Origin of the sequence: uncultured Formosa sp. (assembly GCF_947500765.1) — a bacterium.
Classification (GTDB): Bacteria; Bacteroidota; Bacteroidia; order Flavobacteriales; family Flavobacteriaceae; genus Formosa.
The window spans coordinates 466,799-484,118 of the sequence record NZ_CANMTH010000001.1 but is presented as its reverse complement, the minus strand read 5'-3'; the positions used below and the strand labels follow the sequence as shown (position 1 = coordinate 484,118).

The following is a 17,320-nucleotide window of genomic DNA, read 5'->3' as shown; positions in this document are numbered from 1 at the left end:
TCTTGTAATTAATTCAACTATACCTTCAAAAATATGAAATAATTAGACCACAATTTAATATCTTAAAAAGAATAAACAGAAGTATCTATTCTCCAAATGCTTTCTCCTTATTCTTTTTACCGAAAAGACGCTTAAAAAACCCATCACGTTTATCAGGATCACAATCTAAGGCTTGTAAAACCTCTTCTGATGGCGTTTTAAACTTCGCTTTCGTAATATTATTAAAATCACTATTTTCATTTAATCGAGACACAAAATTAGCAACAATAGGCAATGCTGAATTAGCTCCTTGACCAATTCTTGTATTACTAAAACCAATACGCTGATCGTCGTTACCTACCCATGACCCCATTACCAGATTAGGTGTAATACTCATAAACCAACCATCTCGATTATCTTGTGTGGTTCCTGTTTTTCCTGCCATATCGTTAGTTAAACCATATGTAGAACGCATACGCTTTGCCGTCCCCTCGTCTATAGTTGCTTTCATAAACGCTATCATAATTTCTCTAGTTGTTTCAGAAAACGCAGCTTCAAGAGGTCTAGACGGTGTATACTCGTACAAAACCTTACCATCTTTATCTTCAATCTTTTCAATAACATAAGGTTTTGAAGGCACACTTTCATTAACATAACTTGTGTACGCAGATGTTAATTCCATAAGCGATAATTCTGCAGTTCCCAAAGCCAAAGATGGTACTTCTGGTAAGTCTGAAACAATTCCCATTTTACGTGCTTGAGCAATTACGGGAGCTATGCCAACTTCTTCCAAAACTTTTACAGCAATGGTATTTATAGACCTACTCAATGCTTTTTCTAATGAATAATTCATATACGGATCGTCTTCATCATTCGACGCGTTTGATGGTGTCCAACCGTCTTTATCTGTATAGGTTACTTCTTTTACCGAAAAATAAGTACAAGGCTCCATCCCAGATTCTAATGCTGCAGTATATACTATAGGTTTAAATGTTGATCCTACTTGGCGTTTCCCCATAGACACATGATCGTATTTAAAATGCTCGAAATTTATGCCTCCAACATAAGCTCTCACTGCACCAGAATTTGGCTCTAAAGCTACAAATCCAGCATTTAAAAATTTTAAATAGTGCTTTAAACTATCTATAGTCGACATAGAAACAATGGTATCTCCTTCATAAGTAAATAATGGTTTCTTTGTTTTTTTTCTTAGAGAATCCATAATTTGAGCCTCAGACAAGTTCTTTTTTTGCAAGCGTTTATACTCAGGTAATTTCTGAATTGTTTCTTTAATTAATGTTTCATTTTTCACCCAAGGTGCATTGGCACCATAAGCTTTTTCAAACTGACGCTGTAAACGTTCCATATGCTTATTCATGCCTTTTTCGGCATACTCTTGCATGGTATTATCTAATGTGGTTGTTATTTTTAAACCGTCTTTATATAAATCATAAGTACTACCATCTGTTTTATTAATACTATCTAAAACACGAGAGACTTGTTTACGAACTTTTTCTCGAAAATAAGGAGCTAAACCTTCATTATAAGTGAATTTATGATAATCGATTTCGATAGGAATATTACTTTCTTTTAATCGTGTAGCTTCATTTATATATCCATATTTCTTCATTTGCTGCAAAACCACATCACGTCGAAATTGACTGCGCTCTGGAAACAACCTTGGGTTATAGCTATGGTTTGCTTTAAGTGATCCCACTAAAGTTGCAGCCTCCGACAGCGTGAGATCACTTGCTGTTGTATTAAAAAATCGTTGTGCTGCACTTTCAATTCCAAAGGTGTTCTCACTAAAAGGCACGGTATTCAGATACAATGCTATAATATCATTTTTACCATAGATAGCTTCAATTCGAGATGCAATAATCATCTCTGTAATTTTATTAACAGGCATAGATAATAAACCATGATTCTCTCTGCCGTATAAATTTTTAGCTAACTGCTGCGTAATGGTACTTCCGCCTCCTGCTGAATTATCTTGAAGTAATAAACTTTTAAAAAACACTCTGAAAAAGCTTGGATAATCAATACCATTATGCTCATAAAAACGAGCATCTTCAGTTGCAATTAAACCATTTACAAGATAGTCTGGAATATCGTTAAAACGGATGATACTTCTATCGAATACGAAATACTTACCCAGTAATTTATTATTATGATCGAGTACAAGACTTGCCTCTGCTTGCTTTAAATCGGATAAATCTGTTTTCGAAGGAATACGCCCCCATAACCCCACATAAATACTTCCAATAAAAAGCAATATTAAAAACACCCCCAATAGAAATAGTTTTACAATAACGCGAAACCAATTCCTCTTTTTATTTTGTGTATTATTTTTCAATCTTAAGTTTTAAAAAGGTTATTAAACAAATTACTTTACCTAATTCGAAATCTGTTTTTACGTGCTGTAAAATTATATAAGAACAATGAAATTCTCAAACAAAATTTAGTTAACAATAAAACGTTGACTTAGCTAATATATTCTAAAACAGGGATTTTTTCTTTATTTTTCATAAATTGATTCAACATCTATCTATTACAAGACATTTTTTAACACAATTAATTGACGTTTCTATTTTAGAATATTTAAAGTCTAACGTAATTTACCCTACATTTGTACAGAAGGCACATTCTTCCTTTAATTAACCGACTATTTCCTTCCTAAAAATGAATAATTTCAACAAACTTTTCATTCTTTTAAGCTGTATTTTATTACCTATTTTATCTCATGCTCAAGATAAGGAGAAACCAAAAGTAGCACTCGTATTAAGTGGAGGCGGTGCTTTAGGAATTGCACATATTCCTACACTACAAAAATTAGACTCTCTAGGTATTGTTCCGGATTTAATTGTTGGAACCAGTATGGGAAGTATTGTGGGGGCATTATACTCTATAGGTTACACCGGAGATGAGATTGCTGAACTTTCTAAAACAACAGATTGGGATAACCTATTTAGAGGAAAAGTATCTATTAACAGTGTGAGTAATGAGGAAAAAAGTGAATTTGGTCGTTATTCAGTAGGATTTGAGGTTATTGACAAAAAACCAAAACCTGTCCTTGCCATTTTAAATGACCAAAATTTAAGAGAATTCTTTAGTGTACTCACGTATCCTGTCTATAATATAACAGATTTCGACAAGTTTCCGATTCCTTTTAGAGCCATGGCTACAGACATTGTAAACGGAAAACAAGTGGTTCTATCTAGTGGTTCTTTAACAACCGCTATGCGAGCAAGCATGTCTATTCCAGGTGTTTTTAAGCCCGTAGAATACGAAAACACTTTACTTGTAGACGGTGGCGTTTTAAATAATTTTGCTGTTGATGTTGCAAAAGAATTAGGTGCAGACTTTATTATAGGAAGCGAAGTTAGTGGTGGTTTACAAACAAAAGAAGAATTAAGTAGTTTGGAAAATTTACTCTTCCAAACAGGTATGCTATCTAGTAATCTCGAGACAGCAAAAAACAAAAATGATTGCGATATTTTAATTGATAACGTACCCAATCTAAGTTACACTCCAGGTGATTTCGATAAAAACGAGATTATTTATGAAGAAGGGAAAAAAGCTGTGCTAGATAACGAAGACAAATTTCTTGCACTTGCAGAAATGCTAAAACCTTACAAGCAAAAAGCACATAAAAAACCAGATGTAAGTGATCACGTTATATTAGACACTATAGTTTACAAAGGCATTAGTAAAAATAACTTAAGATTAGTAACATCTAGATCCGGATTAAAAGAAAAAGAAGAATACACTGTTGAAGAAGCAAGAACACATATTAACAGAATTCTAGGAACCAACTTATTTAGCTCTATATACACCAACCCAATACTAAACAACAAAAATACCGGTATTGAAATTATAGCTAAAGAAAAGGCACATAATCAGGTTAAATTAGCTGTTCATTTTGACGATTATAGAGGCGTAGGGCTATTAGTTAACTATACAGGTAGAAACATTATAGGAGCATCTTCTCGCTTTCTTGTAACATTAGACATTGCCGAACAACCAAAATTTAAAGTACAATACCAAAAAATATTTGGAGAAAATAAAAACTGGTGGTTTAGATCTGAGGTCTTTGGAGAAAAACTCGATCAAGATGTCATTATAAGTGGAGAATCGGCAGACGAAATGAATTACAAATTTTTACAATTTGACAATGAAATTAACCGTAACATACATACGCTTAATAGTTACGCTGGTGTAGGAATAAATTACCAAAGCACTGTTGTAAAACCAGATGCAGATCCGGACGTAATAAACAATATATTAAATTTAGTAAGTTACAAATTTAGAACTACCGAGGTTTACGGGCAATATGTTTACAACACTTTAAACGAAGTTTTTTTACCCACAAAAGGTTTGAATATCGAAGCCCGATTAGGAAGAGCACTTACCAATAAAGTTGAAGCTAGCTATTACGACAAAACCTTATCTAGTAACCAATCGGGGCACTTTAGCGGATTCACAAAATTTAGATTAAACTTTAAAAGCGCAAAAGCATTTAACAGTAAACTTAGCTTAATTTTAGGTGCAAATGCTGGATTTACATTTATAGATAATGAAGAATATGGAGATGCTTCGTTTCAAGAATTAGGCTATGGCGCAAACTATTTCTTAGGCGGAAATTTAAGACGAGTACGAAAAGACAACTATATGTTTTATGGCCTTTTAGAAGACGAATTACCAGTGAGTCAATTTATGGGAGTTAACATTGCTCTACAATATCAGTTTATAAAAAAATTATACATTACACCCCATCTCAATATGGCTACTGTTGGGTTTGGAAATTTTACAGACTACTCTGAAAATGCCTTAAATCCAAAAGGGGAGTGGAAAGATAATTTAGACACAAGTAAACTTGTGTCTATTGGAACAAAACTTGATTGCAATACGATTATTGGCCCAGTAAGTTTAGACTTATCATGGATAAACAGCACCGATAAATTCCGATTATTTTTTGGAATAGGTATTCCTTTAGGGCGATAAACAAATTTTCATCTTTTATACTCTAGAATACTAAACTACAATTCAGACTCCAAAGACACTTCTACAACATCAGAAAATACCTCACCATTTGCATTCATACCATTAATAAAGAGTTTAATTTTATCGTAATCGCCTTTATATATTCTTAATGTGTTCTGTGTTTTTGGTAAAACAGTAAAATTCGGAATCCAATCTAAAGTGTTGTAAAACTGTTTTGATTCTTTAGTATTAAATGTAAACAATGGTCTTTCAAAAGTTAACGTAGGTTCTGTAAAACCAAATGAGACTTCACTCTCAAAGTAATTATGACCTATTTTATCGTAATCATATTCGTAACTTTCTTTTAAATCCACATATATAGCACCGCCACCACCATTATTTCCAAACTTGTAACCATTTACATCGAGCCGAATTGAAGCCACATCACTTAATTGAATATTTTCTAGAAGCCCTGCATAGGACATAGCCCCATCAATAACAATTAATGCAGATGCTGGATTGAGTCCTCTAGGTCTTTTAAAATAAATTTTGTATTCAGGTGTCGTTTTTAAATCAAAAGCCTGAAGCTGAGGCTGAATTCTTAAAAACTGCCAAACACTTAAAAATTTCTCTTGTGACTCTGTAATTTCTAATATGTTTACAGATCCCGTGTTTGACCAAACCCTTGGCTTTTTCTTATTTTTATCGACATTAGTACCCTCTAAATTAACAGTTTCTAAAACCTCCGAGCCTCTATATGTTAGACTGTAATTATTATCCTCAGGCTCTGCTTGTTTTAAAGTTGTTTTTAAATCTGTTTTAGAATACGTTAGAAAATTATCTGGTTTGTAATTACTTTTAGAATCATACACATAAAAAGTAGCATCTAACAACCCTCCTTTTTTATTAATTAAAGACAGTTTGTAATTAGAGCTGTCTTTTAAAACCAGGTTTTTAAACTCAAAGGACTTGTCAGGGTTTATAGTCGTTACCTCCAAAATACCATTCACTGTAGAAGAAAGCATCACTTTATAACCTTCCTTAACCTTAGCATTTACAACTCCTCTTACATCCAATCCTTTTTCTACACTAAAAACAGGTTTATCGTTATTTAATTGATAAGTTGTTGTAGCACCTGTATTAAATTGCAGAAATAAATCTAAATCTGTTTTAGATAGACTTAAACCAGAAGGCACACTCGTATTTACATAAGGCTCTAACAAAAAGCCATGTACTATATTTGATGCATCAGCGTTTAATTTTGTGTCTTGTGGCAATACCGAAACACTTAAATTTGAAACTATAGCATTACCTTTAATATTAAAATCTAACCCTAGAGAATCTCCTACAACCTCATTCTGTTTTACATCAATTTTAATTTCATTTTTAGTTTCTACATAAAAATGACGTTCTGCTACAGGTTTGTTATTCGCATTAAATAAAGTAATTGTATTTACACCATTAAAAAGATGCGCTTTAGCAATTGGAATACTATATTTAATATGTTTTTTATCAATCTTTATAGGTAAAATATAAAGTAATTTTTGGTTACGATGTACCGTTGCAAAAAGATTTTGCTCATTATACTTTTTAGATAAATCTGTACTTAATGTAATTTTAAATTGTGCTTTATCTGAATCCAGTTCACTTGTCTCTTTACTTATAACAATACCCGAATCCACAGCTTTATCGAGTTGAAATGTATAATCCTTATCACGCTTAAGCTTTAAAACATAATCGTGATCAGGCAAACTAAACACATTAAACGCTCCTACTCCAAAAGCATTGGTTTTTACACTTGCAATTGTTTTTCCTGAAGCTTTATCTTGTATTTCCACATCCTGATTTGCAACATATAAATCGTCACTAGTTACAGTAAAGTAAATTACATTTGCAGCATTATTTAGCAAGGTTCCGCTTTCTGGGTAAAAATTAACATCTACCGCTTGTAAAGGTGTCTCGGCATTAATATTAATATCTTCAGTATTTGGCTCTGAATCTGCCAGTGCGACTTCCCCACTAGTATCAAAAGTATTTACAACATTAATTTTTGAAACATATCTATTATTAAAATTCCTATTCCATTGTGTATCTAACTGAATGTAATATGTCCCCGTTTTAAGATCCTTAGATAATTCTATTTCTCCAAAAGACTTCCCTTCTACACAATCGAATAACTGACTAGAGATTAGCTTCTTTTGCGAATCGTAGAGATTTACATACAAATTTGTAGTTGTAACCAAGGGTGTATCGTCGCTATCACTAACGACATAAGCTTTCCACCAAATTTTTTCTCCAGAGAAATACAAGGTCTTATTGGTGTGTACAAATATTTTCTCTTGCGGATAGTCGTGAAAATAATCTGAATTTATAAGTGTCGAATCAATAACATTACGCGCTTCTTGCGAAAACATTGTACTTGAAATTAGCAATAGGAATACTGTAATAAAATTTTTCATGAAAGTAGTGTTTGGTTATACAATGGTTGTTAGAAGCAAAAGAAGATTACAAATTCATAATTCTCAATTTTGATTCATTTTTAACAACTCTCAAAGACTATACCAATTTAACAATTAAAAAACAAAAATCACCTAAAAAACAACACACTACAACAATATGACTTGTTATTTTAACAAAAAAGACCTGAATAAAAAAGACAAACTGATCCTTTCATAGCCATTCGAAGCACAAAGAATAAGATATAAAAGAAAAGTAAAAGCATTTAAAGTATGACATGCTATAAAACAAAAAAGCCTCTATCTATTAAGATAAAGGCTTTAGTACAGAAAGCGGGACTTGAACCCGCACGGGCATTACTACCCATTGGATTTTAAGTCCAACGTGTCTACCAATTCCACCATTTCTGCATGGTATATAATTTATTAAAACAATCTCTATAAATACAGAGATTGAAAATAATAATAAAAAAGCCTCTATCTTACGATAAAGGCTTTAGTACTGAAGGCGGGACTTGAACCCGCACGGGCATTACTACCCATTGGATTTTAAGTCCAACGTGTCTACCAATTCCACCACTTCAGCATTTTGGTATATTTTCAAAAAAAATAAAACAGTATAGAGCGAAAGACGGGATTTGAACCCGCGACCCCCACCTTGGCAAGGTGATGCTCTACCCCTGAGCTACTTTCGCGTAGTGTTTTAATGAACGTAGCAACATTACTATTGCGGGTGCAAATTTAGGACTTTTCTTGGTATCTCAAAGCTTTTTTTTAAAAAAAATTAAATTATTTTTTAAATTACTGAAAATCAATATCAAAAAAATCAACTTTTCGCGGCCTTACTTGGCTTTGTAAGCATTCTTTTAATTTCGTTAAGTTTCATAAGTGCTTCAACAGGAGTTAATGTATCAATATCCGTATTGATAATTTCTTCTTTAATATTTTCTAAAAGAGGGTCGTCTAAATTAAAGAAACTTAACTGTAAATCGTCTGATAGTGTTTTCACTTTATCTGTAAGCTCATCGCTAGAATGCGATTTTTCTAATTTCTTTAATATAGCATTAGCTCTATGTAACACTTGCTGTGGCATTCCCGCCATTTTCGCTACATGTATACCAAAACTATGTTCACTACCTCCTTCAATCAATTTTCTTAAAAACAGTACGTTGTCCTTTAACTCTTTTACAGAGACATTAAAATTCTTAATTCTAGGGAAGGTTTCAGACATTTCATTTAATTCATGATAATGCGTAGCAAATAAGGTTTTAGCTTTTGCAGGGTGTTCATGTAAATATTCACTAATGGCCCAAGCAATAGAAATCCCATCGTAAGTACTGGTTCCTCGACCTATCTCATCTAATAACACTAAACTACGCTCCGACATATTATTTAGAATAGATGCCGTTTCGTTCATCTCGACCATAAATGTCGATTCACCCATCGAAATATTATCGCTTGCTCCTACTCTAGTAAATATTTTATCGACTACACCTATTCTAGCCGATTTAGCAGGCACAAAACTCCCGATTTGAGCTAGTAATACAATAAGTGCCGTCTGACGTAAAATAGCCGATTTACCCGACATATTTGGCCCAGTAATCATGATAATTTGCTGAGTCGAACGGTCTAAAAACACATCGTTGGCAATATAAACTTCGCCTATTGGTAATTGCTTCTCAATTACCGGGTGACGCCCTTCAACAATTTCTAAATCGAATGTATCATCTAAAACAGGATACACATAATTATTATCGTTTGCCAATTGTGCAAATCCGCATAAACAATCTAATTGCCCAATTAAAAATGCATTTTGCTGAACAGGTTTAATATACTGACTCATCCACGACACTAAATCGGAAAACAGCTTTTGTTCTATAGTTAAAATACGTTCTTCTGCACCAAGAATTTTAGCCTCGTATTCTTTTAATTCTTCAGTAATGTAACGCTCGGCACTAACCAAGGTTTGTTTTCTAATCCACTCTTCAGGAACTTTGTCTTTATGCGTGTTTCTAACTTCTATATAATAACCAAAGACGTTGTTAGACGCAATTTTTAAAGACGTTATTCCGGTACGCTCGCATTCGCGCTCCAACATGGCGTCTAAATAATTCTTCCCTGACGTTGATAAGCCACGAAGCTCGTCTAACTCGGACGAAAATCCTTCAGCAATCGTGTGTCCTTTTAAAACATTTACCGGTGCTTCTTCGTTTAACGTTTGCTTAATTTTCTCTCGCAACACATCGCAACTTTGTAATTTATCACCTATAATTTTTAAAGCATCGTTAGGAGATTGAGACGCTAATGCTTTTATAGGTACAATCGCCTCTAATGAGTTTTTAAGCTGAATGACCTCACGCGGACTCACCTTCCCGGTGGCTACTTTAGAGATTAAGCGTTCTAAATCGCCTATATGTTTTATATGTTGTCTCGTTTTTTGATGTATCTCCTTTTCTTTGGTTAAGAAATCGACTACCTCATGACGTTGTTTTATTTTTTTAGCATCTTTTAATGGCAATGCCAACCAACGCTTTAATAAACGTCCGCCCATTGGCGAAATGGTTTTATCTATAATATGTAATAACGTAACGGCATTATTATTAGTAGAATTATACAACTCTAAATTCCGCATAGTAAATCGGTCCATCCACACATAATCATCTTCTGCTATACGCGAAATAGAGGTAATATGTTCTAATTTATTGTGCTGTGTTTCGCCTAAATAATGCAACACAGAACCCGAAGCAATAATCCCTTCTTCTAAATTTTCAACACCAAAACCCTTTAATGTTTTTGTGTTGAAATGTTTCAATAAGGTTTCATTGGTATAATCAGTTTGATATACCCAATCTTCTAAATGAAACACATGATAATCGTCTCCAAAAGCACTTTTAAACAGATTACGTTTTTGCTTCGACACTAATATTTCACTCGGATTAAAATTCTGAAGTAACTTATCGATGTATTCTTCGTTTCCTTGCGAGGTTAAAAACTCCCCCGTAGAAATATCTAAAAATGAAATTCCGATATTAATTTTCCCAAAATGCACCGCACACAAAAAGTTATTCGATTTCGATTTTAACACCTCATCGTTAAGCGATACACCTGGCGTAATTAATTCTGTAACGCCACGTTTTACAATCGTTTTGGTTTGCTTTGGGTCTTCTAACTGGTCGCAAATCGCAACACGTTCGCCAGCTTTTACCAATTTTGGTAAATAGGTGTTTATAGAATGATGCGGAAATCCGGCTAATTCTATCTCACTTTCGCTTCCTGCACCACGTTTTGTTAGCGTAATATCCAAAATTCCTGCAGTCTTAATCGCGTCTGAACCAAAGGTTTCATAAAAATCGCCTACACGAAATAGCAACAAAGCATCTGGATACTTTGCTTTAATCGCATTATACTGTTTCATTAACGGCGTTTCTTTTTTCGTTTTTTTTGCCAAGGGTAAGACGTTTTTTAGTGTTATTTTTGCATTTTAAATACCGTTGCAATGTAACCATAATTTGATTTTTTTGAAAATATGTTCGCCCCTATTCAGAAAATCAATAGAATTAAAGAATACAGAAATTAAATAGTATGCGTAAATTAAAAAATAGCGAGTTAGACCGATTAAGTGTTGAAGATTTTAAAGACACTAAAAAAACACGACTTATTATAGTATTGGACAACATTAGAAGTTTAAACAATATTGGTTCGGTATTTAGAACGAGTGATGCGTTTTTGATTGAAAAAATTTACCTCTGCGGCATTACTGCAACGCCGCCACATAAAGACATACACAAAACAGCCTTAGGAAGTACAGAAACTGTGGCTTGGGAACATGCAGAACACACGTTAGATGTTGTTGAAAAACTACAAGCTGAAAATGTAAAAGTATTAAGTATTGAACAAGCTGAACATGCAACCATGCTTGACGAATTTACTCCTGAAACAGACACGACCTACGCTTTAGTGTTTGGAAATGAAGTAAAAGGCGTGGCTCAAGATGTTGTTTCTAAAAGCGACATGGTGATTGAAATCCCTCAATTTGGGACCAAACACTCTCTAAACATTTCAGTAAGTGCAGGTGTGGTTATTTGGGATGTGTTTAGTAAAATGAAAGCTTTAATTTAAGAACAAATTAATTTTAAAATATTTAAATAATCGGCGCGATTGGCTACAAAATCCATATCGGAAATATCAATAATTTTGACTTTTAATTCTGTCTGATTTTTTAAGAATTCTAAATAACCTAAATTGATTTTATTGAGATAATCGTCCTCTATTTGTTGTTCGTAATCACGACCACGTTTTTTAATATTTTGCTGAAGGCGCTCTGTATTTTGATACAAATAGATGTACAAATCGGGTTTAGCGATTTCTTTATACATAATATAGAACAACTTTCTATAGAGTTTAAACTCGTCTTCTTGTAACGTAATTCTAGAAAAAATTAACGATTTAAACACATCGTAATCACTTACAATAAAATCTTTAAACAAATCGAGTTGCGATAAATCGTCTGAAATTTGTTGATAACGGTCGGCCAGAAAAGACATTTCTAAAGGAAATGCATATCGCATAGCATCATCGTAGAATTTCGGTAAAAACGGATTATCAGCAAAGCGTTCTAAAACTAATTTGGCATTAAAATCTTCAGACATTTTAGTTGCTAAACTTGTTTTTCCTGCACCAATATTCCCTTCAATAGCAATAAAATTTCTATGAGAAAAATTAAACGTTTTAATCGGGTTTTCTAAATGTTTATCAATAGCCACTAATTCACTTGTATCATCACAATTATTTAATAAAGCACGAACTGTATGTTTTAAAACAGGATGTACAATACCTGATGCAATATCGTTTAAAGGTAATATTACAAATCTACGTTTTTGCATTTCTGGATGTGGCACTTGTAATAATTGCGTATTAATAATTTCATCTTCAAAAAAAATGATATCTAGATCTATTACACGCGCTTCGTAACCAACACCTTCAGTTCGTGTACGACCTAATTCCGTTTCAATATCAAGCAAATACTGCATAACCTTATCAGGTAGAAGCTCTGTCTTAATAATTAAACACGCATTTAAAAACTCTTCACTTTCAAAACCAAAAGCAGGAGAAGTATACACTTTTGAAATATTTTCGATAGACCCCACAAGATCAAACATACGATTAACAGCTAATTGTAAATTCTGAAACCTGTCGCCTTTATTGCTTCCTATTGATATGTAAACGTATTTTGCCATGAACTAAAATATGGGCAAATTAAAGAAAAGTAATTTACTTAAACTTGTATTTAGGCATTAAACACCGATAAAATTTCAACTTCAAAAACCAAGACTTTTAAATGTTAAAATGTGTTTTCGAAATTAAATATGTAGGTTTGTTTTTGAATTTTAAAACTATGAACCAAAAGAATCACTTTTTAGCACACCGTATCTACCTATTACTAGGTGCTTTATTCATGACGTCTTTAGTGGTATCGAATCTTATTTTTCAAAAATTCTTTTATTGGTACCCCTTTAACATTACTATTTTTGGAGCGAATTTATTTGAAGTATCGGTTGGAATACTTCCATATCCCATTACATTTTTAATTACAGATTTAATAAGTGAGATTTACGGTAAAAAAGCAGCTAACCAAGTAGTGGTTACTGGAATTTTTGCTTCACTCTTTTCAATGGCTATTATTTATACAGCAAATGCTGTTCCTGCAACATCTTGGTCTCCGGTAAACGATATTAAGTTTACTAGCGTTTTTGGAAGCACAGCAATTGCAGTTTTAGCAAGTATGATGGCTTATCTATTTGCTCAATTTATAGATATTCAGATTTATCACTACTGGAAAACGGTCACTAAAGGGAAACATTTGTGGTTACGCAACAATTTTTCCACTTTTTTATCACAATTTATCGACACATTGACTGTTTTATTGCTACTTTGTTTTTTTGGTAAAATAGAATGGACTAAATTTGCAGGGTTATTAATCAGCGGATTTTTATTTAAAGTCTTAATGGCTTTATTTGATACTCCGTTTTTATATTTAGGCGTTTATCTATTTAGAAGGCGTTTCAATCTAAAAGTAAATGAAGAAATACAGCTTATTTAGTACTAAACAGACCTACTTATAACTTGTATTTAAATGAATCTAGCTTAATTATTCATTTTTAATGAATTAAGTGACATAAAATTAGGATTTATTAAAAATTAGTTTATATTGATAGATACGCACAAAACAAAAACAGATAAATGAGGCAATTAAAAATTACAAAACAAGTAACGAACAGGGAATCTAAATCGTTAGACAAGTACTTACAAGATATTAGTAAGATGCCACTAATTACAGCTGAAGAAGAAGTTGAATTAGCGCAACGCATACGAGAAGGAGACCAAGTGGCTTTAGATAAGTTAACAACCTCTAATTTACGATTTGTAGTTTCAGTTGCTAAACAATATCAAAACCAAGGTTTAACTTTACCTGATTTAATTAATGAAGGTAATGCTGGTTTAGTAAAGGCTGCAAAACGTTTTGATGAAACTCGAGGATTTAAGTTTATTTCTTATGCCGTATGGTGGATTCGTCAAGCTATTTTACAAGCTTTAGCAGAACAATCTAGAATTGTAAGATTACCATTAAACAAGATTGGTTCGATTAACAAAATTAACAAAGCGTATTCTTTTCTAGAACAATCTCATGAACGTCCGCCAAGTGCAGACGAGATTGCAAATGAATTGGATATGACTGTAAGCGAAGTAAAACAGTCTTTAAAAAATTCTGGCCGTCATCTTTCAATGGATGCGCCATTAAAAGAAGGAGAAACGTCTAGCTTATACGATGTTGTTAAATCTGGAGAATCGCCAAACCCTGATAACAATTTAATGTACGAGTCGTTAAATCTTGAAATTAACAGAGCACTAGACACATTATCTCCTAGAGAAAGTGATGTATTGCGTTTGTTTTTTGGATTAAGCAACGAAGCACCAATGAGTTTAGATGAAATTGGAGAAACTTTCGATTTAACTCGCGAACGTGTTAGACAAATAAAAGAAAAAGGGATTAGACGTTTACGTCATAGCTCTAAAAACAAAATCTTAAAAACTTATTTAGGATAATCCTAAAACTCAGAATAATTAATTACTAAAACCAGAATTTAGATGCTTAAAATTATAGTAAAAGAAGGCGAGCAAATCGATCGCGCTCTTAAACGTTACAAAAGAAAACACAGAAACGTAAAAGTTATGCAAACTTTAAGAGAGAATCAATTTTTCACTAAGCCTTCAGTAAAAAGAAGAAGAGAAAACCAAAAAGCAGCTTATATCCAAAACTTGAGAGATCAAGAAGATATTTAATGTTGACTTTTATATACAATAAAAAAACACGCTCTAGATTCATTTCTAAAGCGTGTTTTTTGTTTTAGTCTATTGTCACGGAGACATACATCCCTTCATTACTACGTATATTAAAAACGGTATCATCTTCAAATATTAAATACTGCCCTTTTATCCCTTTTAACACACCAGAATAATGTTGCATTTTTTCAATGTTTAAAGATTTTGGCTTAACAGGATATTGAAGTACAGGAAATTCTATTTCTGTTTCCTTATTATTCTCTATAAAATAAGGTTTTGCGTCTTCAGGAATGTAGGCTTTTAACTTATCTCTCCACTCCTCTAAGTTTTCATCTGCAATTTCATTTTTAAGCATCGTACGCCAATTGGTTTTATCTGACACAAACTCTTTTAAAGCAACTTCTGTAATTCCTGCCAAATATCTATTAGGCACCTCAACAATTTCTATAGCTTCATGAGCACCTTGATCAATCCATCGTGTGGGCACTTGTCCTTTTCTTGTAACCCCAACTTTTACACTACCAGAATTTGCTAAATACACTATATGTGGTTGTAATTGTACTTTTTTTTCGAACACTAAATCACGGTCCTCAATATCTAAATGTGCCTTACTCAATTCAGGTTTCATAATCCAGTCTGCTGCTTGTGGAATTTCGAAAAAGCAACTTTTACAATAACCTTGTCTGTATATTTTTTTATCTAATCCACAGTTTAAGCATTGGTATTTTATGAAATTAATATTTAAAGTTTTATTTAATAATTGATTCATATTTAAAAAGTCAGAATCAAAAACTAGATAATATTGAATAGGTTTTGCATATTCGGTTTCCATTTTTGTTAGAACACCCTCGTAAGTCATAAAAAAAGTATTATTTTTAATTCTTAAAGATAATGTAAATATGCCAATTACTATAGTAAACTCAATAGCCTCTTGGTTCCTGAAAAAACGGTTTCATCAAATCGATTTATTTCTAAAATATCCAAATGAAGTACAACACGAGTTACTTTTAAATTTAATTCAAACCGCTAAAGACACTAAAATTGGTAGACAACATGAATTTAGCTCGATAAAAAACTATCGAACATTTGCAGAACGTGTTCCTATTTCGACTTACGAAGATTACCAGGATTTAATTCAGCGTTCTCGAGCCGGAGAAGATAATATCTTTTGGCCATCACATATAAAATGGTTTGCAAAATCTAGCGGAACGACAAATGCTAAAAGTAAATTTATTCCTGTGAGCTCAGAATCTCTAGAAGATTGCCATTATGCAGCAGGAAAAGATATGCTTTGCATGTACTTAAATAATAACGAAAACTCTCAGCTCTTTACAGGAAAAGGACTGCGCTTAGGAGGAAGCAAGGAATTATACAAAGAGAATGGTACTGTATATGGTGACTTATCTGCTATTTTAATTGAGAATATGCCATTTTGGGCAGAATTTAGCAGTACACCAAGTAATAAAATTTCGTTAATGAGCGATTGGGAAATCAAGATGCAAGCAATTGTTGACGAAACTATAATGGAAAACGTAACGAGTCTTGCTGGAGTGCCGTCTTGGATGTTAGTTCTATTAAACAATGTACTAGAAACAACAGGAAAAGGTAATTTATATGATGTCTGGCCTAATTTAGAAGTATACTTTCATGGAGGAGTAAGTTTTACGCCATATGCAGATCAATACAAGAAAATACTTCCGAACAACAACTTTAAATATTACGAAACCTATAATGCTTCTGAAGGATTCTTTGCAATACAAGACCACAACGATACTAAAGAACTCTTACTTATGTTAGATTATGGTATTTTTTATGAGTTTATTCCTATGGATACATACAATACGCCTCAAGAAAAAATAATTCCATTAAGTGAAGTTGAACTGAATAAAAACTATGCTATAGTTATTACTACTAATGCCGGACTTTGGCGTTACAAAATTGGAGATACTGTTAGATTTACATCTGTTTCACCTTACAGAATAAAAGTGTCTGGCCGCACAAAACACCATATAAATGTATTTGGAGAAGAATTGATAATTGAAAATGTTGAAGATGCTTTAAAAAAGGTATGTAAACGGACCAAGTCTGAAATTGTAGATTATACTGGTGCACCTATTTTTATGAAAGACAAGGAAAAAGGAGCACATGAATGGATTATAGAATTTAAAAAAGCCCCAGTTGATATGGATTACTTTATCGAATTATTTGATAATGCCTTAAAGGCTTTAAATTCAGATTACGAAGCCAAACGTTATAATAATATTACATTAAACAGACCAACCATACATATAGGACAACAAAATTTATTTTATGATTGGTTAAAACTACACAACAAATTAGGAGGACAACACAAAATTCCAAGATTATCAAACTCAAGAGAATATATAGATGAATTACTGGTTTTAAATTCAAAATAATGATTTCAAGATGATGAAAAACAGATAAATAATCACTTCATCGTCAAATAACGTTCATATATCTAAAATCTAGGCATATCTTTTTTTAATACTCATAATCAGTATACATTTGCCAAGCTATTAGTCAAAATCTGTTTATTTACA

Annotated in this window: 11 protein-coding genes and 3 tRNA genes; 6 read left to right on the top strand and 8 right to left on the bottom strand. The window is 32.7% G+C overall.

Annotated elements, in window-relative coordinates:
- Positions 1-85 precede the first annotated feature (85 nt).
- Positions 86-2,335, bottom strand: coding sequence for a transglycosylase domain-containing protein (locus Q1B05_RS02080; RefSeq protein ID WP_299777033.1), 2,250 nt, complete (start codon positions 2,333-2,335; stop codon positions 86-88).
- A 326-nt stretch (positions 2,336-2,661) separates the two neighbouring features.
- Here Q1B05_RS02080 and Q1B05_RS02075 point away from each other — a divergent pair, with 326 nt between their 5' ends.
- Positions 2,662-4,983, top strand: a complete 2,322-nt coding sequence (locus tag Q1B05_RS02075) for a patatin-like phospholipase family protein (protein ID WP_299777031.1) — start codon at positions 2,662-2,664, stop codon at positions 4,981-4,983.
- A gap of 35 nt (positions 4,984-5,018) precedes the next feature.
- Here Q1B05_RS02075 and Q1B05_RS02070 read toward each other — a convergent pair whose 3' ends face one another.
- The 5 genes from Q1B05_RS02070 to mutS form a co-directional block, all read right to left on the bottom strand.
- Positions 5,019-7,421: a hypothetical protein gene (locus Q1B05_RS02070; protein WP_299777028.1), complete on the bottom strand. Its 2,403-nt coding sequence runs from the start codon at positions 7,419-7,421 to the stop codon at positions 5,019-5,021.
- A gap of 322 nt (positions 7,422-7,743) precedes the next feature.
- Positions 7,744-7,829, bottom strand: a tRNA-Leu gene (locus tag Q1B05_RS02065).
- A gap of 89 nt (positions 7,830-7,918) precedes the next feature.
- Positions 7,919-8,004: transfer RNA gene (locus tag Q1B05_RS02060), tRNA-Leu, on the bottom strand.
- A 37-nt stretch (positions 8,005-8,041) separates the two neighbouring features.
- Positions 8,042-8,113 (bottom strand) — tRNA-Gly (locus tag Q1B05_RS02055).
- A gap of 131 nt (positions 8,114-8,244) precedes the next feature.
- Complete coding sequence (mutS, locus tag Q1B05_RS02050; RefSeq protein ID WP_299777026.1) at positions 8,245-10,866, bottom strand: DNA mismatch repair protein MutS; 2,622 nt, start codon at positions 10,864-10,866, stop codon at positions 8,245-8,247.
- Between the two features lie 134 nt (positions 10,867-11,000).
- Between mutS and Q1B05_RS02045 the strand changes: the two genes are divergently transcribed.
- Positions 11,001-11,537, top strand: a complete 537-nt coding sequence (locus Q1B05_RS02045) for an RNA methyltransferase (protein WP_299777024.1) — start codon at positions 11,001-11,003, stop codon at positions 11,535-11,537.
- On the opposite strand, the gene folK is transcribed toward Q1B05_RS02045, so the two are convergent.
- Positions 11,534-12,655 carry a 2-amino-4-hydroxy-6-hydroxymethyldihydropteridine diphosphokinase gene (gene folK / locus Q1B05_RS02040; RefSeq protein ID WP_299777022.1) on the bottom strand — a complete coding sequence of 374 codons (1,122 nt, stop codon included), beginning with the start codon at positions 12,653-12,655 and terminating at the stop codon, positions 11,534-11,536. The genes Q1B05_RS02045 and folK overlap by 4 nt on opposite strands.
- A 158-nt stretch (positions 12,656-12,813) precedes the next feature.
- Here folK and Q1B05_RS02035 point away from each other — a divergent pair, with 158 nt between their 5' ends.
- From Q1B05_RS02035 to rpsU, 3 genes are all read left to right on the top strand, one after another.
- Complete coding sequence (locus Q1B05_RS02035) at positions 12,814-13,518, top strand: queuosine precursor transporter (protein WP_299777020.1); 705 nt, start codon at positions 12,814-12,816, stop codon at positions 13,516-13,518.
- Between the two features lie 140 nt (positions 13,519-13,658).
- Positions 13,659-14,522 carry an RNA polymerase sigma factor RpoD/SigA gene (locus tag Q1B05_RS02030; protein WP_057777960.1) on the top strand — a complete coding sequence of 288 codons (864 nt, stop codon included), beginning with the start codon at positions 13,659-13,661 and terminating at the stop codon, positions 14,520-14,522.
- A 42-nt stretch (positions 14,523-14,564) separates the two neighbouring features.
- Positions 14,565-14,759 (top strand): 30S ribosomal protein S21, encoded by a 195-nt coding sequence (rpsU, locus tag Q1B05_RS02025; protein WP_159021845.1) that lies wholly within the window; start codon positions 14,565-14,567, stop codon positions 14,757-14,759.
- Between the two features lie 64 nt (positions 14,760-14,823).
- Here the strand turns inward: rpsU and Q1B05_RS02020 are convergent, their stop codons facing one another.
- Positions 14,824-15,618 carry a DUF2797 domain-containing protein gene (locus Q1B05_RS02020; protein ID WP_299777010.1) on the bottom strand — a complete coding sequence of 265 codons (795 nt, stop codon included), beginning with the start codon at positions 15,616-15,618 and terminating at the stop codon, positions 14,824-14,826.
- Positions 15,619-15,658: 40 nt separating this feature from the next.
- On the opposite strand from Q1B05_RS02020, the gene Q1B05_RS02015 reads away from it, so the two are divergent.
- The gene (locus Q1B05_RS02015) at positions 15,659-17,176 is read left to right on the top strand and encodes a GH3 auxin-responsive promoter family protein (protein WP_299777008.1); all 1,518 of its coding nucleotides are present in this window, start codon (positions 15,659-15,661) and stop codon (positions 17,174-17,176) included.
- The last annotated feature ends 144 nt before the right edge of the window (positions 17,177-17,320 follow it).